15 protein-coding genes are annotated in these 22,022 nt (G+C 65.7%); 6 read left to right on the top strand and 9 right to left on the bottom strand.

Features of this window, described 5'->3' with window-relative positions; translation table 11 throughout:
• Positions 1 to 59: 59 nt before the first annotated feature.
• The 3 genes from ASE13_RS16360 to ASE13_RS16350 are packed head-to-tail and all read right to left on the bottom strand — an operon-like array spanning position 60 to position 4,764.
• Entirely contained in the window at positions 60 to 1,760 is a 1,701-nt protein-coding gene (locus ASE13_RS16360) for a glycoside hydrolase family 43 protein (RefSeq protein ID WP_056618515.1), read from the bottom strand.
• Positions 1,757 to 3,259, bottom strand: coding sequence for a tryptophan halogenase family protein (locus tag ASE13_RS16355; protein ID WP_056618512.1), 1,503 nt, complete (start codon positions 3,257 to 3,259; stop codon positions 1,757 to 1,759). The genes ASE13_RS16360 and ASE13_RS16355 overlap by 4 nt, the downstream gene beginning before the upstream one ends.
• A complete protein-coding gene (locus ASE13_RS16350) occupies positions 3,256 to 4,764 on the bottom strand; it encodes a tryptophan halogenase family protein (RefSeq protein WP_056618509.1) in 1,509 nt (502 codons plus the stop codon). Before ASE13_RS16350 ends, ASE13_RS16355 begins: the two co-directional genes overlap by 4 nt.
• A gap of 330 nt (positions 4,765 to 5,094) precedes the next feature.
• On the opposite strand from ASE13_RS16350, the gene ASE13_RS16345 reads away from it, so the two are divergent.
• Positions 5,095 to 8,406, top strand: a complete 3,312-nt coding sequence (locus ASE13_RS16345) for a TonB-dependent receptor (RefSeq protein ID WP_162254709.1) — start codon at positions 5,095 to 5,097, stop codon at positions 8,404 to 8,406.
• Between the two features lie 146 nt (positions 8,407 to 8,552).
• Positions 8,553 to 9,569 (top strand): cupin-like domain-containing protein, encoded by a 1,017-nt coding sequence (locus ASE13_RS16340; protein ID WP_056618503.1) that lies wholly within the window; start codon positions 8,553 to 8,555, stop codon positions 9,567 to 9,569.
• Between the two features lie 22 nt (positions 9,570 to 9,591).
• Here ASE13_RS16340 and ASE13_RS16335 read toward each other — a convergent pair whose 3' ends face one another.
• Positions 9,592 to 11,760, bottom strand: a complete 2,169-nt coding sequence (locus ASE13_RS16335; protein ID WP_056618500.1) for an alpha-glucuronidase family glycosyl hydrolase — start codon at positions 11,758 to 11,760, stop codon at positions 9,592 to 9,594.
• A gap of 271 nt (positions 11,761 to 12,031) precedes the next feature.
• Here ASE13_RS16335 and ASE13_RS16330 point away from each other — a divergent pair, with 271 nt between their 5' ends.
• The 3 genes from ASE13_RS16330 (at position 12,032) to ASE13_RS16320 (ending at position 15,191) form a co-directional block, all read left to right on the top strand.
• On the top strand, positions 12,032 to 13,171 hold the full coding sequence (locus tag ASE13_RS16330; RefSeq protein WP_056618497.1) for an endo-1,4-beta-xylanase: 1,140 nt from the start codon (positions 12,032 to 12,034) through the stop codon (positions 13,169 to 13,171).
• 79 nt (positions 13,172 to 13,250) lie between these two features.
• Positions 13,251 to 14,261 (top strand): AAA family ATPase, encoded by a 1,011-nt coding sequence (locus ASE13_RS16325; RefSeq protein ID WP_056618494.1) that lies wholly within the window; start codon positions 13,251 to 13,253, stop codon positions 14,259 to 14,261.
• A gap of 3 nt (positions 14,262 to 14,264) precedes the next feature.
• Positions 14,265 to 15,191: a 1-phosphofructokinase family hexose kinase gene (locus tag ASE13_RS16320; RefSeq protein ID WP_056618491.1), complete on the top strand. Its 927-nt coding sequence runs from the start codon at positions 14,265 to 14,267 to the stop codon at positions 15,189 to 15,191.
• 342 nt (positions 15,192 to 15,533) lie between these two features.
• Here ASE13_RS16320 and ASE13_RS16315 read toward each other — a convergent pair whose 3' ends face one another.
• On the bottom strand, positions 15,534 to 15,836 hold the full coding sequence (locus ASE13_RS16315; protein WP_056618998.1) for an ArsR/SmtB family transcription factor: 303 nt from the start codon (positions 15,834 to 15,836) through the stop codon (positions 15,534 to 15,536).
• A 196-nt stretch (positions 15,837 to 16,032) separates the two neighbouring features.
• Here ASE13_RS16315 and ASE13_RS16310 point away from each other — a divergent pair, with 196 nt between their 5' ends.
• Positions 16,033 to 16,626 carry an alpha-ketoglutarate-dependent dioxygenase AlkB gene (locus ASE13_RS16310; protein ID WP_056618488.1) on the top strand — a complete coding sequence of 198 codons (594 nt, stop codon included), beginning with the start codon at positions 16,033 to 16,035 and terminating at the stop codon, positions 16,624 to 16,626.
• Here the strand turns inward: ASE13_RS16310 and ASE13_RS16305 are convergent.
• The 4 genes from ASE13_RS16305 to ASE13_RS16290 are packed head-to-tail and all read right to left on the bottom strand — an operon-like array spanning position 16,610 to position 21,969.
• Entirely contained in the window at positions 16,610 to 17,821 is a 1,212-nt protein-coding gene (locus tag ASE13_RS16305) for an MFS transporter (RefSeq protein WP_056618484.1), read from the bottom strand. The genes ASE13_RS16310 and ASE13_RS16305 overlap by 17 nt on opposite strands.
• 34 nt (positions 17,822 to 17,855) lie before the next feature.
• Entirely contained in the window at positions 17,856 to 18,905 is a 1,050-nt protein-coding gene (locus ASE13_RS16300) for a LacI family DNA-binding transcriptional regulator (protein ID WP_056618482.1), read from the bottom strand.
• Entirely contained in the window at positions 18,905 to 20,437 is a 1,533-nt protein-coding gene (locus tag ASE13_RS16295) for a tryptophan halogenase family protein (RefSeq protein WP_056618479.1), read from the bottom strand. Before ASE13_RS16295 ends, ASE13_RS16300 begins: the two co-directional genes overlap by 1 nt.
• On the bottom strand, positions 20,434 to 21,969 hold the full coding sequence (locus tag ASE13_RS16290) for a tryptophan halogenase family protein (RefSeq protein ID WP_056618475.1): 1,536 nt from the start codon (positions 21,967 to 21,969) through the stop codon (positions 20,434 to 20,436). Before ASE13_RS16290 ends, ASE13_RS16295 begins: the two co-directional genes overlap by 4 nt.
• Between the last annotated feature and the right edge of the window lie 53 nt (positions 21,970 to 22,022).

The following is a 22,022-nucleotide window of genomic DNA, read 5'->3' as shown; positions in this document are numbered from 1 at the left end:
GCCCCTCCCTTGCAGGGAGAGGGGAAGAGCGCAGGCCGGAGTGATGGTAAGGCTCACCACTACTTCGCACTCCCGGCGAAAACCCCGAAGGTGGAGCCGACGAAGCCGCCTGCGGTTTTCGTCGTCAGCGCATCGGTGGTGAGTTGCGTCAAAGGGCGCCAGGCGAGCATCGGCGCATCCGGATTGCCGAGCAGCCGGGCATAGGAAAAGGCATAGGCATTGCCGCGGACCTCGATGCGCAGCGCCAGCGGCTGGCCTTCGGCGATGCCGAAGGTGTCGGCATCGACTCCGGCGATCGTCTCGCCCTCCGCGGGTGCCTTGGGCCCCTCGCGGCGATCGACGACGACGGCGAGCTTGCCGTCCACGCGCTTCAGCCCGACGAACAGCCAGTAATCGTCGTTCTGGAACACGGCGAGGCCGGCGCGGTCGCCGTCCTTCGCCGGCGTGAAGCGCACCACCGTCTCGGCAGTGGCGTCCCGGTGCTGCTGGCGACGAGCGAGGAACGAGGGATTGGCGTTGTCACCGAGCCCCACATCGCGCGCCTGCAGCTTGAGCGCGCCGCCTTCGAGGCGGAACCAGTCGGTGCGCGGGTTGCGCAGCATCATCCAGTAAAGCGGCAGCTTCGTCCCGTCGAATTCGTCGCGCACTGCGAACGCGCCGTTGGTCGGCAGCGGCGGCGCGGGCTGCGCCGGCAAAGCGGGCCGCGCGGCCGTCCACGGGATCGCCTGTCCTGGGTCGGTGATCCGCGGCCAGCCATCCTCCCAGCGCACCGGCATCAGGAAGGTCTCGCGCCCGGTCGAGTAGAAGTCACCCGCATAGGGCCTGACGGCAAGGAACGTTGCCCACCATTTGCCGTCGGGCGTGGTGACGAGCTGGGCGTGGCCGGCCGAAGTGATCGGGTTCCCGCGGTCGCGCGGCAGATCGCGCTGGGTGAGGACGGGATTGGCCGGATTGGGTTCATAGGGACCCGTCACGCTTTTCGAGCGCAGGATGACCTGGCTGTGCCCCTCGGCGGTGCCGCCCTCGGCGCAGCTCAGATAATAATAGCCGTCCTTCCGGAAGATGTGCGGCCCTTCGATCCAGATCGGCTTTTTCGAGAAATCGACGCCGCCGTTCACCAGCACCTTCCGGGGGCCGATCGTCTTCATCGCCTTCAGGTCGAACTGCTGGATCCAGATCGCGCGGTGGCCCTGATATTGCGGCTCACCCTCGGGCGGGCCGTTGTTGAGGATCCAGGTCTTGCCATCTTCGTCGAAGAACAGCGACGGATCGATCCCGCCCTCCAGATCGGGCAGCCACACCGGATCGGACCAGGGCCCCGCCGGATTCTTCGCAGTGATCACGAAATTGCCGCCGCAATCGACGCAGGTGTTGAGGATGTAGAAGGTCCCCGCCTTCGCCTGGATCGACGGTGCGAACACGCCGCGAGAGAGGCCGAGCTGCTTGAAGTCGAGCTGGCCGGGACGATCGATCGCATTGCCGATCTGGGTCCAGCTGACGAGATCACGGCTGTGGAAGACCGGGATGCCGGGAAAATAGCTGAAGGTCGACGTGACGAGGTAGAAATCCTTGCCGACGCGGGTGACGCTCGGATCGGGATAGAAGCCCTGCAGGATCGGATTGCGATAGCGATCGGGCGTCGGCTGATTGGCGCGATCCACCGGATCCTCGCCGCGATATTCGAACCAGTCGAAGCTGGCGACGGGCTGCGCCGCGGCGGGTGCGGCGAACAGCAATGCGAGCAGGGCCAGAAGTTTCATGCGGCACAATTCTCCCGAATGAAGTCGCGGTGTTTCGGCATGTAATCGGCCGAATTGGCGATCGCCTCGCGGATATGCGCGAGGCGCGAGCGTGTCTCTTCGAGGCTCATCACCTCGGCGACCGGATCGAAACTCTGCGCGCCCATCAACTGGCCGTGCATCACCGCGAACCAGCTGGTGTCGTTGAACAATTCCTCATTCTCGCGGAAGGCACGGCCGTGGCTGCGGAAGACGCGCATCTTCTCGGCCAGCCGCTCGGGGATCTCCATCGTCCGGCAGTAATCCCAGAACGGCGAATCCTGGCGCTCGGTGGCGTGGTAATGGAGGATGATGAAGTCGCGGATTTCCTCGTAATCGGTCGTCATGATGCGGTTGTAGCGATCCACATCGGCCTGGTTGAAATGCTTGTCCGGGAACATCGTCAGGAAGCGCGACAGGCCGCTCTGGATCAGCCAGATCGCGGTCGATTCGAGCGGTTCGATGAAGCCGCCTGCCAATCCCATCGCCACGCAATTCTTGATCCACAATTTGTTGCGGTGCCCGGTCCGGAACGGAACCGTGCGCGGGTCGGCCAGCGGCTTGCCGTCGAGATTGGCGAGCAGGATCGCCGTCGCCTCGTCGTCGGACATGTATTTGGAGCAGAACACATGCCCGTTGCCGGTGCGGTGCTGGAGCGGGATGCGCCATTGCCAGCCGGCTTTGTGCGCGGTCGAGCGGGTATAGGGCGTCCATTCGTCGACGCTCTCGCAGGGCACCGCGATGGCGCGGTCGCAGGGCAGCCAGTGCGACCAGTCGGTGAAGCCGGCCTTGAGCGCCTGCTCGATGATCAGGCCGCGGAAACCCGAGCAATCGACGAACAGATCGCCTTCCACTTCGGTGCCGTCCTCCATCACCACCGACTGGACGAAGCCGTCCTCGCCGCGGAGCTTGACGTCGACGATCTTGCCCTCGCGGCGCACCACCCCGCGCTCCTCGGCATAGCCGCGCAGGAAGCGGGCGTAGAGGCCGGCGTCGAAATGGAAGGCATAAGCGATGTCGGAGAGCGGCGAGCGGCCGGCATCGATCGAGCGCATGAACTTGCCCATCTGCCCGGCCTTGGCCTGGAGCGACCATTCATCCACGTCCGGCGCCTCGCCGAGCTGGTGCAAGCGCAGGAAATAAGCGTGGAACGACACGCCCTGCATATCGACGCCATATTTGCCGAAGGGGTGGAAATAGGTGTGGCCCTGCCGCCCCCAGTTGACGAACTGGATGCCCAGCTTGAAGCTGCCCTGGGTGGCGCGCATGAATTCGTTCTCGTCGACGCCGAGCATGCGGTTGAACGTCGCCATCTGCGGGATCGTCGCCTCGCCGACGCCGATGATGCCGATCTCGTCGGATTCGATCAGCGTGACGCTGGCATATTCGGGACCGAGGATACGCGCGAAGGTGGCGGCCGCCATCCAGCCGGCGGTGCCCCCACCGACGATGACGATTCTGCGGATGCGATTGTCGGTCATGCGGTTCCTCTGGAGGGGCAGTGCCGCGCGAGCCAATCGGCATGCGCGGGCATCGCCTCGGCCGTGCGGCGGAAGGTAGAGCGGATGCGATCGAGCATCTGGCGCAATTGCCCCGGATCGAGCGCGTCGGCGAGCGGATCCCAGCCCTGCGGCGTGATCCCCTGCCCCAGCATCACGGCGATCCAGCTCGTCTCGGCGAACAATTCGTCCTCGCGCCGGAAAACGCGCCCGCGATTGCGGAACAGTTCGATGCGGCGCGTGAGGCTCTCGGGAACCGCCATCTCGCGAACGTAGCGCCATAGCGGCTCGTCGCGCGCGTTCGCCTTGTAATGGAGGATGACGAAGTCGCGGACCTGCTCGTATTGGGTGCGCGTGAAATCATTATAGGTATCGCGTTCGGCATCGCCCCACCCCGAATCCGGGAACAGCGCCAGCAGCCGCGAGATGCCCGCCTGGATCAAGTGGATGCTGGTCGATTCGAGCGGCTCGAGGAACCCGCTCGACAGTCCGATCGCGACGCAATTGCGGTTCCAGGCCAGCTTCCGGCGGCCGGTGACGAAGCGGAGCGGCCGCGGATCGGCGAGCGGTTCGCCCTCGAGATTGGCGAGCAGGGTCGCCGCGGCCTCGTCATCGGAGATATGCGCGCTCGAATAGACATAGCCGTTGCCGGTGCGGTGCTGCAGCGGGATGCGCCATTGCCAGCCAGCGGCCCGCGCGGTGGCCCGTGTATAGGGCGCCAGCGGCCCCGTATTGGCCGTGGGCACCGCCAGCGCGCGGTCGCAGGGCAGCCAATGCGTCCAGTCCTCGTAACCGGTGTGGAGCGCTTCCTCGATCAGCAGCCCGCGAAAGCCCGAGCAATCGACGAACAGGTCGCCCCCCAGGCGCGAGCCGTCCTCCAGCGTCACCGCCTCGATGAAGCCGTCCTCGCCGCGCAGCGCCACGTCGATGATCTTGCCCTCGCGCCGCACGACGCCGCGCACCTCGGCATAATCGCGCAGATAACGGGCATAGAGCGACGCGTCGAAATGATAGGCCTGGACCAGCCGCGAAAGCGGCGAGCCCGGGTCGCGCGCCGGCGCGTCGTAGCGGCACAGCCGGCAGGCGACGGCGCACAGGCTGTAATCGTCGAGCGCGCTCGCCTGGCCGGCGGCGTGGAGCCGGTGCCAGATCTGGTGGAACTTCACCCCTTCGATGTCGAAGCCATATTCGCCGAACGGGTGCAGGTAACGGTGTCCGGGCGCGTTCCAGTCGACGAACTCGATGCCTAGCTTCATCGATCCCCGGGTGCGGCTCAGGAAATCCTTTTCGTCGATGCCGAGCATCGCGTTGAAGGTCTGGATCGGCGGGATCGTCGCCTCGCCCACTCCCACCGTGCCGATCGCATCCGATTCGACGAGCGTGACCTGCACGCCCGCCTGGACCATTCGCGCCAGCGCCGCGGCGGTCATCCAACCCGCCGTGCCGCCGCCGATGATGACGACGCTTCGGATCGGCGGCGCGGTCATCCCGACGAGCAAACCAAGGACGCGAACAAAATTCCCTCCCCTTCCACGATGTTAGCGCTCCCAGCTTCTGAACCGCAATAGCGATCCTCAGGGGTTTCACGCTGCATCGCAGCAAAAAACCGTTGCAAAATCAGCACATACTTACAGCTGTGTCACTATCTCTATTGATCTTTGCCGCGAATCTCCTTTACCCTTGTCACAGAACTACAACAATTCGCGCAAAGCGATGGTAGCGCTAACACAGGAGGGGGACGCTTGATGCGCAAGCATTACGCTATTCATGCATCTGATGAAGCTGCGAAACTGCGGTCGGGACTGCTCAGGGCGAGCGTGTCTGCCGCTGCATTGTGCCTGTTCGGGGCCGGCACTGCCTGGGCACAGACCGAGGGTGCGGCGGCCCAGACCACGCCGGCCGCGCAGGACGCGGCTACGACGCAGGATGGCCAGACCGAGGACGAGATCGTCGTCCAGGGCTATCGCCAGTCGCTGCAGAGCGCGCAGCAGATCAAGCGCAACTCGGACGTGATCGTCGATTCGGTCACTGCCGAGGATATCGGCGCCCTTCCCGACCGCTCGGTCACCGAGACGCTGCAGCGTATCCCGGGCGTCGCGATCAACCGCTTCGCCGCCGGCGTCGATCCCGACCACTTCTCGGTCGAGGGATCGGGCGTCGTGGTGCGCGGCCTCACCTATGTCCGCTCCGAGTTCAACGGCCGCGAGGCATTCAGCGCCAATAACGGCCGCGCCTTGAGCTTCGCCGACGTGCCGTCCGAGCTGATGGGCGGCGTCGACGTGTTCAAATCGCCTTCGGCGGATCGCATCGAAGGCGGCATCGCCGGCGTGGTCAATCTGCGCACGCGCAAGCCGTTCGACGCCAAGGGCTTCGTCCTCGCCGCTTCGGCCGAGATGAACTATGGCGACTTCCAGAAGGATCCGAGCGCCAACCTCAACGTCCTCATCAGCAATCGCTGGCAGACCGGGATCGGCGAGATCGGTTTCCTCGCCAGCGCTTCCTATTCGAACCTGAAGAGCCGGGCCGATCGCCTGCAGGTTTCGAGCTTCCGCATCCGCAACCTCTATTCGGACGGCGACGTCAACGCCAATGGCGGGACGACGGTCGCGGGCCGCGTTCTCTTCCCGCGCGGCGCGGCGATCGGCACCCAGGAATTCGATCGCACCCGTTACGGCTATTCGGCCGCCGCGCAGTGGCGCAGCAACGACGGGTCGATGGAAGCGGTGTTCCAGTTCCTGCGCTCCGACGCGCGCCAGGCGTGGAACGAGCACACCGTCGAGATCGCGACCGACAACGTCTCCGGCAACGGCGATTCGCGCCGCGTGCCCGGCACGACGCTGCAGTTCGACGACGACGGCCTGTTCGCCAGCGGCACGATCACCGGCCCGACCGGCTGGCGTGCGGACCAGTTCACCGGCGACGCGCGCGTGCCGATGATGGGTCTGCAGAGCAACAACATCCAGCGCAGCCATACCGAGAAGCTGGTCACCGACGATTACGGCTTCAATTTCAAATGGGACGTCGACGAGCGGCTCGGCGTCACCGTCGACTATCAGCACGTTCAGTCGAGCAGCTATATTCTCGACAATACGCTATGGAACTCGACCTATCAGAACGCGTCGATCCAGCTGAACGGCAGCGACTATCCGAATATCCAGTTTCTGCCGCCGCAGGTGTGCAGTGGCCCCGCCGCGAATTCGCAGAATCCGCCGGGCACCGATAACGACTGCGCCGGCTTCGGGGGGCGCGCTGCGGGCGCTCCGGGTTCCCAATATTCGCCTGCCTATTTCGGCGCGGGCCACACCAGCTTCACCGATCCGTTCAACAGCTTCCCGCGCGCCGCGATGGACCATGTCGAGGACAGTGACGGCAATTCGGACGCGGCACGGCTCGATCTCGAATATGCCTTCCCCGAGAGCGGGTTCCTGAAGTCGATCCGGGCGGGCGCGCGCTATGCCGATCGCCAGCAGACGGCACGCTTCTCGACCTATAACTGGGGGCGCATCTCCGAACAGTGGGGCAATAACGGCCCGGTCTGGCTTAGCGACAATGTCGACGGCGTCACCGGCGGCAACGGCGGTACGCCGGTGCTCGCCGGCTCCAACGTCCCCTATTATTTCGACAATTTCTTCCGGGGCCAGGCGCCAAACCCGCTCGCGGGCCAGGGTCGGCTGTTCTACGGGCCGGACACGGTCAAGAACTACGCGCAATATGTCGCCTATGCGACGCTGGCGAACCGCGAATGGGAACCGACCGTTGCCAATTGCCCGGCCGACAACCCGGCCAACAGCGTCATGCGCAACGGCGGCTGGAATCCGCTCTACAATCGCTGCGGCGTGGTTCCGGGTACCTGGTTCCTGCCGGGCGAGATCAATCCGATCCGCGAGACCAACAAGGCCGCCTACATCATGGCGCGGTTCGACACCGAATTCGGCAACGGCCTGCACCTGACCGGCAATGTCGGCGTACGCTACAGCTCGACCAAGCGCGATTCGCAGGGCGTGCAGCAATATGCCTATGGCTCCACCTATCTGCCGACCGAGGCTACGTGCCTCGCGCCGCCGGCCGATGCTTCGCAGGCAGTCCAGGGCTATTGCTCGTTCCCGCTCGCGACGCGGACGGCGGTGCGGAACTTCCAGAACGGCGCGATCATCGAATCGCCCGGCAAGACCAATTATGATTACTGGCTGCCGAGCGTGAACCTGAAGCTCGACGTGGGCGGCGGCCTTCAGTTCCGCGCAGCCTATTTCAAGGGCATCGCGCCGCCGGCCACCGGCCTGATCCGCAACTATGGTGCCGTCTCGGTAAACGCCGTCCAGAACACCAATGCCGACGGCACCGTCATTCCGAACAGCTACCGGCTGCAGGCGACGGTCAGTCGCGGCAATCCGTTCCTGAAGCCGGTCGAAGCCGACAATTTCGATCTGACCGCGGAATGGTATTTCTCCCGCGTCGGCCAGCTGACGGTCTCGGCCTTCTACAAGCGGCTCAAGAACGTGCTGACCAACGAGACCTATCGCACGACCTATACCAACAACGGCCAGACCTTCGATGCGGTGGTCACCAATCCGGGCAACGCGCCGGAAACCGGCAAGATCAAGGGCGTCGAGGTCGCCTATCAGCAGACCTTCGACTTCCTGCCGGGCTTCCTCAAGGGCTTCGGCCTGCAGGCGAACTACACCTATATCGACTCGAGCGGCGTGCCCCAGAGCACGCTCTCCGAGACCGACCCGGATGTCGGCGCCGGCCGGGTGACCACGGTCGACCTCGCCAGCCTGCCGCTGCAGGGGCTTTCGAAGCACACGGTGAACATCACGCCGTTCTTCGATGCCGGGCCGCTCTCGCTGCGCGCCACTTATTCGTGGCGATCGGACTTCCTGCTGACCATTCGCGACGTGATCGTGCCCAACGACCCGATCATCAACAAGGCGACCGGCCAGCTCGACGCATCGATCTTCTATTCCCTGTCGGACAATGTGAAGATCGGTCTCCAGGGATCGAACCTGCTCAACGAAGTGGTGAAGACCAAGGCGGTGTTGCAGGGCCTCGACGGTGAGAATGTCGAAGTGCCGCGCGGCTGGTACATGAACGATCGCCGGATCTCGGGCATCATGCGCTTCAGCTTCTGATCCGAATTCGAAACACCCTGCCCTGGCGTCGCGAGCATCCCTCGCGGCGCCATTTTTTTTGCCAGAATCCATCCTTCTTCGTCACCCCCCGCGAAAGCGGGGGTGACGGAAATTGGCTCTGCAACGAACGACAGCTAAGAAGACGAATGCCCCCCTCACCCGTCCCCATCCGCGAGATCGAAGTACCCACTCCCGCGGCGTTCCGGGAAGAGATCGTCGGCAGCTACACCCCAGTAGTGATCCGTGGGCTCGTGCGCGACTGGCCCGCAGTGACGGCCGCCCTCCAATCGACCGAGGCGGTGGCGGAACATCTGCTGCGCTTCGATCGCGGCGCGGCGGCGGAAGCGTTCGTAGGCCTGCCCGAAATCGGCGGGCGCTTCTTCTACTCAGCCGACATGACCGGGTTCAATTTCGAGCGGCGGCGCGGCGGCTTCGGCGAGTTGCTGCGTTATCTGCTGGGGATCGTCGGCAAGCAGGCCGCGCCGTCGGTCTATGCCGGAGCGCTGGAGACCGCGGAGATGCTTCCTGGGTTCGCCGAAGCCAATCCTCTGCCTCTGCTCGCCGGGCTCGACGCGCCGCCGCGGATCTGGCTCGGCAACCGCTCGATCATCTCCACGCATTTCGACGTCTCCGATAATGTCGCCTGCGTGGTCGCGGGGCGGCGGCGCTTCACTCTGTTTCCGCCCGACCAGATCCACAATCTCTACGTGGGCCCGCTCGACCGCACCGTGGCGGGGCAGCCGACGAGCATGGTCGAGCTGAACGCCCCCGATTTCGAACGCTTCCCGGGCTTCCGCGAAGCGCTGGCGGCAGCAATGACCGCGGAGCTCGAACCCGGCGACGCGATCTACATCCCGGCCTTGTGGTGGCACCAGGTCGAGGCGCTGGCGCCGTTCAATGTCCTCGTCAATTACTGGTGGAACGATTCACCCGACGCGGCGGCGCGCTTCGATGCGATGGTGCACGCGGCGCTGGCGATCGGACACCTCCCCGCCGAGCGGCGTGCGGCGTGGGAGGCGATGTTCGACACCTTCGTCTTCAGGCACCACGGCGACCCCGTGGCGCATCTCGCACCCGAGCATCGCAGCGTGATGGGCGAGCCGACGCCGCAGCTCAGGGCGTACATCAAGGCCTATCTGGCCCGCGGCCTACAGCGGCCGTGAATGTCCTGCGCAAGCGGGGACGCTACTTCCCGCTCCCCGGCGCGTACGGCGTCCGGATCGCCTTGTAATACTCCAGATCGTGCGGCGGCGCGGCGTGGCCGGCGGGGAGCGGACGTTTCGAAACCGACTGGAAATAGGCGATCGAGGCGTCGCGCCACCACTGCGCCTCCTGCCGCTGGATCGCGAGGAAGTCGCGGACCTCGGCCCAGCGGCGCGCGTCGACCTTGCCCTCGAGCCGGTTCCATTCGCCCTGCATCGCCGCCACGGCAGCGACGCCGCGATCGTAGCGCGTGACCAGCTCGTCCCAGACATTCCGGCCCGAGGCCGTTCGGTAGGTCCAGGGGACATGATGGAACCAGAGCAGGAACTTCTCCGGCACACGCTTGAGGTCGCCGAACTGCGCGGCGACTTCGGGGGCATATTGCGCGACGGCGTCGGTGCCGGTCCGCGTGCGATCGAAGCCGATCCCGGCCGCATCGGCCTTGTGGTAATAGACCGGGTTCCATTCGGGGCGAGCGAGGTCGGAGACCCATGGCCCCGGGCCATAATGGTGGCCGGTGGCCATCAGATGGCCGAGCCCGAGCGGCGTCATGTAATCGACCACCGCTTCGCGCGATCCCATCATCATGTTGACGATCGGCCCGGTTACCGCAGGGTCGTTGCCCCAGGTCAGCGCCGCCCAGTCGCGGGCGATGTCCTCGGCCTTGGCTTCGGGGTCCCAGGCGAAGCGGCCGAACGCGTACCAGTTCGCCTGATCGAATTGCGAGCCCGACCAGTTGATGTCGCTGCCGATATTGGCGACTCCCGCCATGCCGGTCGCCGCGCCGGGCTCCACGGGCGTGGCGAGTATTTTCGCGACGGTCGTGCCCTTGCGCGGGCGGAAGGTGTCGGCCTCGAGCGCTTCCTCCCACATCGTGCCGAGGTAAGCGAGGTGCGTCGCGAAGCCGAGATATTCCTTGGTGATCTGGAATTCCATCATCAGCGGCGTCTTCGGCATCGCGCCGAACAGCGGATGGAAGGGCTCGCGCGGCTGGAAGTCGATCGCGCCGTTCTTGACCTGGACGAGGACATTGTCGCGGAACTTGCCGTCCAGCGGCTGGAACTCGGCATAGGCCTGTTTGTGGCGGTCGTCGGGGTTCTCGGCGGCATAGACGAAGGCGCGCCACATCAGCACGCCGCCATGCGGGGCCAGCGCATCGGCGAACATGTTCGCGCCCTCGGCATGGCTGCGCTTGTAATCGGCCGGGCCGGGCTGGCCTTCGGAGTTCGCCTTGACGAGGAACCCGCCGAAATCGGGAATGACGCGGTAGATTTCGTCGACCTTGGCCTTCCACCAGGCCGCGACTTGGCGGTCGAGCGGATCGGCGGTTCTGAGCCCGCCCAGTTCGATCGGCGCCGAGAAGCGGGCGGTCAGATAGACCTTGATGCCATAGGGCCGGAACACGTCCGCCAGCGCCTTGACCTTCTCCAGCCATTCGGGCCGGAGCACGTCGGCATTGGCGTTGACGTTGGTGAGGACCGTGCCGTTGATCCCGATCGAGGCATTGGCCCGGGCATAATCGGTATAGCGCGGATCCTTGTAGCCCGGCAGCTTCTGCCAATCCCAGATCGACTGGCCGGCATAGCCCCGCTCGACATGGCGATCGAGATTGTCCCAGTGATTGAGCACGCGGACCTTGAGCTTCGGCGCATCGGAGATGTCGAGATCGTCGAGCGGCTGGCCCAACTGGACACGCTTCAGGAACGCGAAGACGCCGTACAGCACGCCGATATCCTGGTTCGCGGCGATGACGGTGATGCGCGTGCCCTCGGCCGACCGCGCGCTGCGGATCAGATATCCCTCGGGCCCGATCGCGGCCAGCTTCAGCCCGAGCGATGCGATGATCGGCGAGTTCTGCGGCGTACCGATGACGACCGCGCCGTCGCGCAGCGCCGATCCTGCCACTCCGAAGCCGTACCCGCCCAACAGGCTGTGCATCCCCCGGCGAAATTCCTCCGTAGCGGCGGCGAGAGTCGGACTGCTCCCTTGCACGACGAGATATTTCGCGGTCTGCTGAACGACTTCGCGCTGCCTGAATTCGAGCGGCTGATAGCGCAACCACAAATCATAGCCGGTCTCGCCGCGCGCCGCGGCAGGCGGCGCGACGCTCAGTAGAAGCAACAGGAAACCAAGCAGAAGCCGCATATTCATCCTCTCACCGTCCCGGTCTTTACGCCGAACGTTGACTTGTCGGTAGCAGCTTGGCCATGGTAGCGCTACCAGCCCGCGCTCAATTCCTCCCCCGGGAACCGCGGGAGGTGGCGCCGAAGGCGACGGAGGGGGCCTGGCCACAAGCGATGCCGCTCGCGGCCAAGCCCCCTCCACCAGTTTCGCTGGTCCCCCTCCCCCGCTTCGCGAGGGAGGAATTGAGAATTAATCCGTCGCGGCAGTGGTGACGGCCGGTAGTTGAGGAGAGGACAGAATGACGCGACTGACGCGCCGCGAGATACTCGCCGCCGCCGCGGCCTGCGCGGTCGCGACGCCCGCATTCGCCGAGGCGCCGGCATCGCTCAACGCGCTCGCCAAGGCAAAGGGTATGCGCTTCGGCTCGTGCTTCGCATGGAGTCCGCCGGGCGCCGACGCGGGATCCTTCGCCAACCCCAATTACGCGGCCTTGCTCGAGCGCGACTGCGGCATCCTCGTGCCCGAAAACGAGTTCAAGTGGCAGCGGCTGCGCCCCGATCCGGTCAAGTTCGACGTCACGCGCTTCGCCGACATGCTCGAACATGCCGAGGCGAAGGGCATGGCGATGCGCGGCCACACCTTGCTGTGGCACAAGAGCCAGTTCTTCCCGAAATGGCTCAACGAGTATGATTTCGGCGCCAGCCCCCGCGCCAAGGGCGAGCATCTGCTGACCGACCATATCCGCACGCTCTGCCGGCTCTATGGCGACCGCATCGTCAGCTTCGACGTGGTCAACGAGACGATCGACGAGAAGGCCGGACTGCAGCGCGAGACTTCGCTCTCCAAAGCGTTCGGCGACGCCGACGCGATGGTCGACTTCGCCTTCCACACCGCGCGCGAACACGCCCCCAAGGCGCAACTGGTCTACAACGATTACATGAGCTGGGAGCCCGGCAATGAGAAGCATCGCGCCGGCGTGCTCCGGCTGCTCGAAGGCTTCCGCAAGCGCAACGTGCCGGTCGACGCACTGGGCGTGCAGTCGCATATCGGCGTCCCCGGCGGTGACCTTCGCGGCGCCGTGCGCCGGCAGCAAGGCGAATGGCGCGCCTTCCTCGATGCCGTGGTGGCGATGGGCTACAAGCTGCTGATCACCGAGTTCGACGTCAACGACAAGCAGTTGCCGAGTGATGTCAGGAGCCGCGACGCGGCGGTCGCCGCTTATGCCGATGCCTATCTGGAAATCATGTTCGCCTATCCGCAGCTCAGGGACGTGCTCGTCTGGGGGATGTGCGACAAATATAATTGGCTGAACGGCTTCAGCCCGCGGGCCGATCGCAGCTATCAGCGCGCCACACCCTATGACGAGAAGTTCCGCCCCAAGCCGCTGCATGGCGTGTTCGCCAAGCGTTTCGCCGCGGCCGCGATGCGGCCGGCTTGAACGCATTGTGGCTCCCGTTCAGAAAAGCGGTGCTAGGGCGGCGAAGCACGATTAAGGGGTGCGCAAGGGAGAGCCGGCAATGGCCGCGGCGCAGGCGACAGTGAGTGTTCCGTTCGAAATCCTGCTCGAGCAAGGTGGGCTCGACGCGTCCGCCTTGCATACGTTCGCCGGTGCGCTGGCAGCCGCCCATGCGCGCGCGGCGCCGGGGGACGGTGCCGCGTTGCTGGCGCGGATCGAACGGCTCGCAAAGTCGGACGCCCAGCGCCGCGAGCTGTCTCGCCAGCTTCCGCTGCTTCGCCGCCGCAACACCGCCAAACGCGTGCGGCAACTGCAGGACGGCGCGCCCGAGGATATCCTGTTCGACCTCGCCGGCCACTTGCTCCAGCTGGTGCAGCGCGGCCTCGCTACCGAAGCCAATATCCTCGCCAATCGCTATCTCGACGTCGAGCCCCAGGGCGCGACGGGCTGGGCCACGCTGCCGCTGCTGCTGTCGTTGCGCGCCACCGAAGCCGGCGATGCTGCGCTGGCGGAATCCGCTCTCGCGCCCTATCCGCCGCGCCTCGTCGCGATCGGCGGGCTCTCGGGCACGGGCAAGTCCACGCTTTCGCGATTGCTCGGCGCGCGATTGGGCCGAATGCCGGGCGCGCGCGTTCTGCGATCCGATGTGTTCCGCAAGCGCCTGGCGGGGCTGGCGCCCGAGACGCGCCTTCCGCCCGCGCATTACACGCGGCACAGCGATGAGGAGACCTATGAGGCATTGTTCGAATCCGCCGACGATCACATCGCCTGCGGCAATTCGGTGATCCTCGACGCCGTGTTCCTGAGCCGCAGCGAGCGCGACGTGGCGGAGGCGATCGCACTGCGCCGCCGCGTGCCGTTCACCGGCCTCTGGCTGGAGGCGCCCGAGCGCGATCGCATCGCCCGGGTGAGCGCGCGCGACGGCGACGCTTCGGACGCGACCGTCGAGGTGGTGCGCGAGCAATCGCGGCTTTCGGTGGGCGAGCTTGCCGGCTGGCATCGGATGCGAGTCAACCGGCCGCTGGACTTGATCGTCCCCGCGGCGCGCGCGGTGCTCGATCGGCGGCGCTGACGCATGGCCGCAATCGTAACGCTGACGCTCAATCCGGCGCTCGACGTCTTCACCGGCACCGAAAACGTCCGGCCGACACACAAACTGCGCTGCACCCCGCCACGCTTCGAGCCGGGCGGCGGCGGGATCAACGTGGCGCGCGTGGTCCACGCTTTGGGCGGCGAAGTGACCGCGGTGTTTCCCTGCGGCGGATCGTCCGGCACGACGTTCGAGAAGCTGCTGCGCGAATCAGGCGTGCCGATCGCCCCCGTGCCCATCGCCGGCACGACGCGAGAAAGCTTCACGGTCGACGAGGAAGAAAGCGGCGAGCAATATCGCTTCGTGCTGCCCGGGCCGTCGCTGAGCGACGAGGAGCTGGAGCATATCCTCGAGACAGTAGGCGGAGTCGAAGGCCCGCCCGCTTATGTGATCGCGAGCGGCAGCCTGCCGCCCGATTGCGATCCCCAGATCTTCCGCCGACTCTGCGTATTGTGCGGCCGGATCGGCGCGCGGCTGGTGATCGATACCTCGGGGGACGCGCTGGCCGCGGTCGAGGGCAGCTGCGCCTTTCTGATCAAGCCCAGCCTGCGCGAAGTACAGGAACTGGTCGGCCGCGAACTGCCCGATGCGGCCGCGGAGTGCGAGGCGGCGCGCGAGTTGCTCGCCCGCGGCTTCGCCGATGTGATCGTGGTCTCGCTCGGCGATCGCGGCGCGTTGCTGGTGGCCGAGGATGTCGAGCTGCGGATGCCCGCAATCGAAGTGCCGGCCGGCAGCGCGGTGGGTGCGGGCGATTCGATGGTCGCGGGGATCACGCTCGCCCTCGCCTCGGGCAAGTCGCTCGAAGAGGCGCTGCGCTACGGCGTCGCCGCGGGCGCGGCGGCGCTGATCACCCCCGGCTCGGAACTCGCGCGGCGCGAGGATGTCGAGCGGCTCTACTCGGCGGCCCCCTAGGCACGCCAGCTACTATGGGGCGTATCGACATTCAGCCATACTTCCCTCGCCCCCTGAAAGGGGGAGAGGGTTGCGCAGACTTGGGTCGCGCACTTCTGCGCGGCCTTAGTCGAAGCTGGGTGAGGGGGTGCGGCCGCAAAGCGGCCGGCGGAGCTTCGCTCCGCTCTACCCCTCTCCAAGCTACGCTAGGCGCTAAAGCGCTAAGCTTCGCTATCCTCTCCCCTATCAAGGGGAGAGGGAGTTTTAGGTTGAATGTCGATACGACCTGGTGCTCCGGCGAAGGCCGGAGCCCTGGATGGCTTGGTGGCAGCTCCGGCTCGGAGCCGGCGCCGCGCGAGGATTCTACTCGGCCGCCCTGGCGAGCGGCTCCGCGCAGAACAGGTCGTGAAGCGATTCGAGCATGCGCTTCGCCTCCGCGCTGGCCAGCGAATAGAAGATCATCTGGCCGGCGCGGCGCGCGTTGACCATGCCTTCGCGGCGAAGCAAGGCGAGCTGCTGCGAGACGGCAGTATCGCGCGCGCCGGTGAGCCTCGCCAGCTCGCCAACGGACTTCTCGCCGTCCCACAAATGGCACAACAGCAACAGGCGACTCCGACCCGACAGCGCCTTGAGGAACAGAGACGCGCGGTCAATCTCAGCAATCATTTGGTCTTTCACGGCGCGCACCGCTAAGCCCGGAAGATGTTCGTTGCAACCGCTATCGATCGGATTCGGAACGGATTTCGACAAGAAACGTCGTTGCATTAACTGCAATCGGAAAATCTGTTTGGTTTTAAGCCCCACCTGAAGCTCTACCGCCCGGCTTCGGCCGGACCGATCCGGGCCTGAGACGGATGTTATAATGCCCCTTCCCGCAGCCGATCTGTTCGGCGCCCCTTTGCTGCCCGGTTTCGCCTATGCGGAAAACCTCGTCACGCCGGACGAGGAAGCGCTGCTGATCGCCGCCGTGGATGCCGCGGAGTTGAGTCCGTTCCGGTTCCAGGGCTGGCTGGGCAAGCGGCTGACGACCAGCTTCGGCTGGCGCTACGATTTCGATGACGGAGCCTTCACCATGGGCACGCCGCTGCCCGAATGGTTGCTCCCGCTGCGCGAAAAGGCGGCGGACTTTGCCGGGCTCCCGGCCGGGGACTTCGCCCACGCACTGCTGATCCGCTACGATCCGGGCGCTGGGATCGGCTGGCACAGGGATCGGCCGGTGTTCGAGCACGTCGTCGGCGTGTCGCTGGGCAATCCGGCAGTGATGCGGTTTCGGCGGCGGCGCCCAGGCGGGTTTGATCGCTTCGCCGCGCCGGTCGCCCCCCGTTCGGTATATCACCTCTCGGGCGAGGTGCGGCACGATTGGGAGCACAGCCTCGCCCCGATGGACGTGCCGCGCTGGTCGATCACTTTCCGGAGCCTGTCCGAAAAAGGCCGCGCGCTCAGTTCTGCGTCCTGATCGTCATCGCCGCCCCGCCGCCTGCCAGCACGCCGGTCGCGAGGACGAGCAGCCACGGCGCATAGCCCAACTGATCGGGGCTGAGGGCCAGCGCGAGCAAGGGCGCGACCATCGCCGGCAGCGTGTTGGTGAGGTTGAGGATGCCGAGATCGCGGCCGCGATGGGCCGGCGAGGGCAGCAATTGCATCGCCAGCGCGGATTGCATCGCGAGGAACACCGACATGCCCGCTATCGCGGCGCCGAAGCCGAGCGTCGCCACCGGCCAGCTCGATGCAGCGGCCATGATCGCCAGCCCCGCCGCCATCGTCATCGACGAGACCGCGAGGAACGGCTTCCGGCGCATCATCCGGTCCGAGAGGCGGCCCGCGGCGATCGTGAGCAGCAATGCCACGATGGTGACGCCGGCGAAGATCGCCGCGACTCCCTCGCTGGCCGCCTCCGCCCCCCTCTTGTCGGGGATCTTCTCGCCCAGCACGGCAAGGAAGTAGAACAGGCCATAAGTGCCGAGTCCGTTGCCGGCGATCTGGACGAGCATGCGCGCGATCCAGATGCGCGCGAAATCGGCGCGGCGGCGGACGCGGAGTGCGGGCGGTGGCTCGGGAAGCGGGTCGCGGCGCTCGCGAATGAATAGCAATAGCGGCAGAACGAGTATTGCGATCACTGCGCAGAGCAAAGCGTAGCGCACACCTTCCGGGCCGAGCCCGCGGAGCGTCACGCCGACCGCGACGAGCGAGGAAAAGGGGTGCGCGGCGCCCATCAGTCCGGCGACCAGCCCCTTTTGCGCGTCGGGAACCTCGTCGGCCATGATCGCGCCGACCGGGGCGAACATCATGTTGATGGCGATTTGCAACAGGGCCACTGCCGCCAGCATCGACGCGCCGTCGGCGCTCCAGTGGAACAGGGCGTAAGCGAGGATCAGCAGGCCCAGCCCGGCGAGGATCCACGGCCGCCGCGTGCCGCGCCGACGATAGGTTCGGTCGCTGAGGGCGCCGAAGACGAGGTTGGCGACGCTCGCCACCGCCGCGCCGCCCAACGCCGCGGCGCTGAGCAGCGCGACGCGGTGTTCGGGGTCGGCGACCGCAGTGACCTTTAGCGGGAGCAATACGGAGACGAACGGAATGAAACTTACGAACAGCCCCGCATAGGCAAGCGCATAGAGGACAATGAAGCCGCGGCCGGGGAACGATGGGGGCATGGAAGTGTCAACATCGGCGTGTACTTGTTCCCCGTCAACGCGGCGGCGCAGTCGAATCGCGGACGATGAAATCGAAGGGCAGCAAATGGCGGCTATTGCCCTCCAACCCCTTGATTTTGGCTTGGATTAGTAGCTCCGCGGCCTTGGAGGTCATCGCCGCGATCGGCTGCCGTATCGCGGTCAGCGAAGGCACGCTCATTCGCACGGTCGGCGTATCGTCAAAACTGACGATCGAAAGCTCCCCCGGCACGGAAAATCCAAGCGGCGCAGCAGCATGCAGCACGCCCAATGCCATCTCGTCGCTGCTCGCGAGCACCGCGGTAGGCGGCTGATCGAGCTTCGCCAGCGCCGCCATCGCGCGCTGCCCCGCTTCATAGGTGAAGTCGCCGGGCTGGAGATATTCGGGGCGGATCTGCAGCCCGCGGCTTTCGATCGCACCGCGAAAACCGCGCAGACGATCGCCGCTGATCGCATATTCCGGATGCCCTTCGACATAAGCGATGCGGGTGTGGCCGAGATCGAGCAGATATTTGGTCGCCGCGCGCGCCGCCGCCTCGTCGTCCATATAGACCGCGAAGCCCTCCCCTTCGCGGCGCGAGCCGAGGCGGGCGAAGATCAGGCCATTGCGGTGGAGGAGCTCGGTGATCCGCGGATCGTCGCTATGCGGAGGGGTGAGGATCACGCCATCGGGATGCAACGCGGAGATCGCCGCCTGGACCTGCGTCTCGAGTTCGTCGGAATGAGAATCCACCAGTTCGAACAGCATGCGATAGCCGTGCTCGGCGCATTTGATCATGCCGCCATACAGCATCTGATCGACCCAGTCGTTGCCGCGCCGAGACTCCCACCCGTCCAGCGTCGGACGGCGATCGTTGAAGGCGAGGATCAGATAGGAGCGCGATCCGCCCAGCCGCCGCGCCGCCAGGCTCGGCACATAACCGAGCTTGTTGACCGCGTTCATCACCCGCTCGCGCATCGCGGGCGTGACGTTGGGGCCGTCGTTGATGACGCGCGACACGGTCTGGAACGAGACCCCCGCCTCGGCCGCGACGTGCTTGATCGTGATTGCACCCTTCTTTTGCATCAGCGCGCCGGCTTGCCCAAATCAACGGCATCCGCACGGCAGTGCGCGTCGATGAACTCCTGATGCGTCGGCAGCGTCTCGACCACCTGCCGGAGCTGCGCGCGGACCTTCTCCATGGCTTCGTACAGCCAGGCTTCGTCGATGCGATCGACCAGCGGATGATACGTCGCCGGGTGGATGCCCATCCCTTCCAGTACCGAATGCCAGCTCGCCGCGCGGAACAATTCGTCCAGCCCCTCGCGCAGCGCCCCATTGGTGCGGAACAGCTCGATCCGCGCCTGCAGGCTATCGGGCAGAATCATGTCGCGGCACTTGCGCCAGAAAGGCGTGTCGTCACGCTCGGTGGCGCAATAGTGCAGCACGATGAAGTCGCGGATCTCGATATAGTCCGCGGTCATGCGGCGGTTATATTCGGCGGCGAGCCGCGGGTCGCAGTTGCGGTCGGGCAGGTAGCGGAAGAAGAAATCCATGCCGCGATAGACCAGGTGGATCGCAGTCGATTCGAGCGGCTCGATGAAGCCCGAGGCGAGACCCAGGGAGAGCACGTTCTTGTGCCAAATTTGCTTGCGGACGCCGGTCTTGAAGGGGACGACCATCGGGCCGGCGACGATTTCGCCTTCGATTTGGTCGAGTAAAATGCGAGTCGCATCGTCATCCGACAGGAATTCGCTGCAGAAGACGTGGCCGTTGCCGGTGCGATGCTGGAGCGGGATGCGCCAGCGCCAGCCAAAGTCCTGCGCCTGGGCGAGCGTATAGGGGCGTGGCGGGCCGACATTCCGCGTCTGTGCGGCGATCGCGCGGTCACAGAACAGCCATTCAGACCAGTCTTGGTAGCCGACGCCGAGCGCCTTCTCGATCAGCAGCGCGCGGAAACCCGAGCAATCGATGAAGAAGTCGGCGCCGACTTCGCGGCCGTCCTTGAGCACCAGCGTGTCGACGAAGCCGCGATCGTCGAGGCGCACGTCGGAGACGATGCCCTCGATGCGCTTCACTCCGCGATCCTCGGCGTGGCCGCGAAGGAACTGGGCGACGCGCTTGGCGTCGACATGGAGTGCGTAGGCCGCGCCGCCGATCGGAGTCTTCTGCGCCTTGAAGGGCAGCATGAACTTGCCCGTGCGCGCCATCGCCGTGGCAGGGGCGAAATCCTGGAGCTCGAAGGGCTGACCGCCCTGCCTGGCCTTGAGCCAGCATTGGTAGAATTCGCTCAATTCGACTTGCTGGCCGATCGCGCCGAAAGGGTGGAAGTAACTCTCGCCCTTCCTGTGCCAATCCTCGAACTCGATGCCGAGCTTGAAGCTGGCCTGGGTGGCACGGACGAAGTCCTGCTCGTTGATGTCGAGCTTGGCGATCAGTTCCATGAAGGGGGGGATGGTGGATTCGCCGACGCCGATCGTGCCGATATCGTCGCTCTCGACCAATTCGATCTCGAAGAGCTTGCCCTTGAAGTGATGCGCCATCACCGCGGCGGCGATCCAGCCCGCGGTGCCGCCGCCGACGATGCAGATCTTCCGAAGCGCGTCGGGGGCCCTCATGCCGCCCTCCCCTTTGCAGCCGCGCCGTCCATGATCTCGAGGAACTCCTGATGGGTCGGCGTGTCGGCCACCGTCTCGGCAAGCGAGCGGCGCATGGCTTCGAGCGAGCGGGTGAGCTGTGCCGGATCGACCGCGGCGACGGCGGGGTCGAAGCGATCGGGCAAGGCTTCGAAACCGGCATAGATCGCGAGCCAGCTGGGGGGCGAAAACATCTCCCAGCGATAACGGGCAAAGGCGCCGCGGGCACGCCATAGCTCCAGCTTCCGCTTCAAAGTGTCCGGGACCGTCATGTCGCGACAGGCCTGCCAGAAAGCGTCGCTGCGTCCGTTCAGCTTGTAATGCAGGATGAGGAAATCGCGGACGCGTTCGATTTCCTCGGCCGACTGCTCATTATATTCGGCGACGACCGCGGGATCGAAATCCTTGTCCGGAAACAAAGCCTTGAGGCGTTCGATGCCGGTCTCGATCAGCGCGATGCTGGTCGATTCCAGCGGCTCCAAGAACCCCGAGGCGAGGCCGAGGGCGACGCAGTTCTTCGCCCATGCGACTGCGCGACGGCCGGGAGTAAAGCGCAGGCGACGGGGCTCCATCGTCGGCTTGCCGGGAATTTTCGCCAGCAGTTCGTCGCGGGCGTCGTCATCGGTCTGGAAGCGGCTGGAGAAGACCATGCCATTGCCTTCGCGCGCGCGCAGCGGGATGCGCCACTGCCAGCCGGCGGTGCGCGCGGTGACGGTGGTGCAGGAAGGCGGCGGCCCTGCCCGCTCGCTTTGTACCGCAAAGGCACCGTCGCAGAGCAGCCAGTGCGACCAATCCTCATATGCTACGCCCAGCGTCTCGCCGAGCAGCAACGACCGGAAACCCGAGCAATCGACGAACAGGTCGCCGGCGACCTCCACGCCGCTGTCGAGCGTCAGCGCTTCGATGAAGCCGTCATTCGCGCGCAGTTTGACGTCGGTAATACGCGCATCGAGGCGCGTGACACCCTGCTTCTCGGCGAACCGGCGCATGTGCTGCGCAAACAAGGCGGCGTCGAAATGCAGCGCCCAATCGAAGATGCCGAGTTGCGAGCCGGGGTTCGGTGCGGGCAGCGTCGCATGGCCGGAACCTGCGAGCAGCGCGCCCAGCGAATAGTCGCCGAGCGGCGCGGCGTCGCCCGAGGCGCGTGCCGTGAGCCAGTAATGGTGGAAGTCGACTCCCTTCAGATCCTGCCCGTAGCGGCCGAAGGGGTGAACGAAGCTTTGGCCGTCGCGAAGCCAGTCGACGAAGCGGATGCCGAACTTCGCGGTCGCCTCGCACGCCTGCATAACCTCGGCATCGGACATGCCGAGCTGGGCGTAGAAGCGGCGGATGGTGGGGATCGTCGCCTCGCCGACGCCGATGGTGCCGATGTCCGAGCTTTCGATGAGCGTTATCTTGACGCCGGTGCCGGCGAGATGCGCCGAAAGCGCCGTCGCGGCCATCCAGCCCGCGGTTCCGCCGCCGACGATGACGACCCGTTCGATCGCTCGCTCTGCCCTACCCCGGTCCGTCATCGGAACATCTGATCTTTTTGGTAGCGGTATCGCAAGCGAAACCGCGAAAAATG

The sequence above is a fragment of the Sphingomonas sp. Root241 genome, assembly GCF_001428865.1.
GTDB lineage: Bacteria > Pseudomonadota > Alphaproteobacteria > Sphingomonadales > Sphingomonadaceae > Sphingomonas.
The sequence above is the reverse complement of the archived record's forward strand: the minus strand, read 5'-3'. Positions and strand labels throughout refer to the sequence as shown.

Bases quoted from the DNA above. Each gene is read 5' to 3' on its own strand.
- ASE13_RS16315 (WP_056618998.1), bottom strand. From the start codon at position 15,836: ATGATTGCTGAGATTGACCGCGCGTCTCTGTTCCTCAAGGCGCTGTCG.
- ASE13_RS16355 (WP_056618512.1), bottom strand. From the start codon at position 3,259: ATGACCGACAATCGCATCCGCAGAATCGTCATCGTCGGTGGGGGCACC.
- ASE13_RS16300 (WP_056618482.1), bottom strand. From the start codon at position 18,905: ATGCAAAAGAAGGGTGCAATCACGATCAAGCACGTCGCGGCCGAGGCG.
- ASE13_RS16360 (WP_056618515.1), bottom strand. From the start codon at position 1,760: ATGAAACTTCTGGCCCTGCTCGCATTGCTGTTCGCCGCACCCGCCGCG.
- ASE13_RS16295 (WP_056618479.1), bottom strand. From the start codon at position 20,437: ATGAGGGCCCCCGACGCGCTTCGGAAGATCTGCATCGTCGGCGGCGGC.
- ASE13_RS16320 (WP_056618491.1), top strand. From the start codon at position 14,265: ATGGCCGCAATCGTAACGCTGACGCTCAATCCGGCGCTCGACGTCTTC.
- ASE13_RS16335 (WP_056618500.1), bottom strand. From the start codon at position 11,760: ATGAATATGCGGCTTCTGCTTGGTTTCCTGTTGCTTCTACTGAGCGTC.
- ASE13_RS16350 (WP_056618509.1), bottom strand. From the start codon at position 4,764: ATGACCGCGCCGCCGATCCGAAGCGTCGTCATCATCGGCGGCGGCACG.
- ASE13_RS16330 (WP_056618497.1), top strand. From the start codon at position 12,032: ATGACGCGACTGACGCGCCGCGAGATACTCGCCGCCGCCGCGGCCTGC.
- ASE13_RS16310 (WP_056618488.1), top strand. From the start codon at position 16,033: ATGCCCCTTCCCGCAGCCGATCTGTTCGGCGCCCCTTTGCTGCCCGGT.
- ASE13_RS16325 (WP_056618494.1), top strand. From the start codon at position 13,251: ATGGCCGCGGCGCAGGCGACAGTGAGTGTTCCGTTCGAAATCCTGCTC.
- ASE13_RS16305 (WP_056618484.1), bottom strand. From the start codon at position 17,821: ATGCCCCCATCGTTCCCCGGCCGCGGCTTCATTGTCCTCTATGCGCTT.
- ASE13_RS16340 (WP_056618503.1), top strand. From the start codon at position 8,553: ATGCCCCCCTCACCCGTCCCCATCCGCGAGATCGAAGTACCCACTCCC.
- ASE13_RS16290 (WP_056618475.1), bottom strand. From the start codon at position 21,969: ATGACGGACCGGGGTAGGGCAGAGCGAGCGATCGAACGGGTCGTCATC.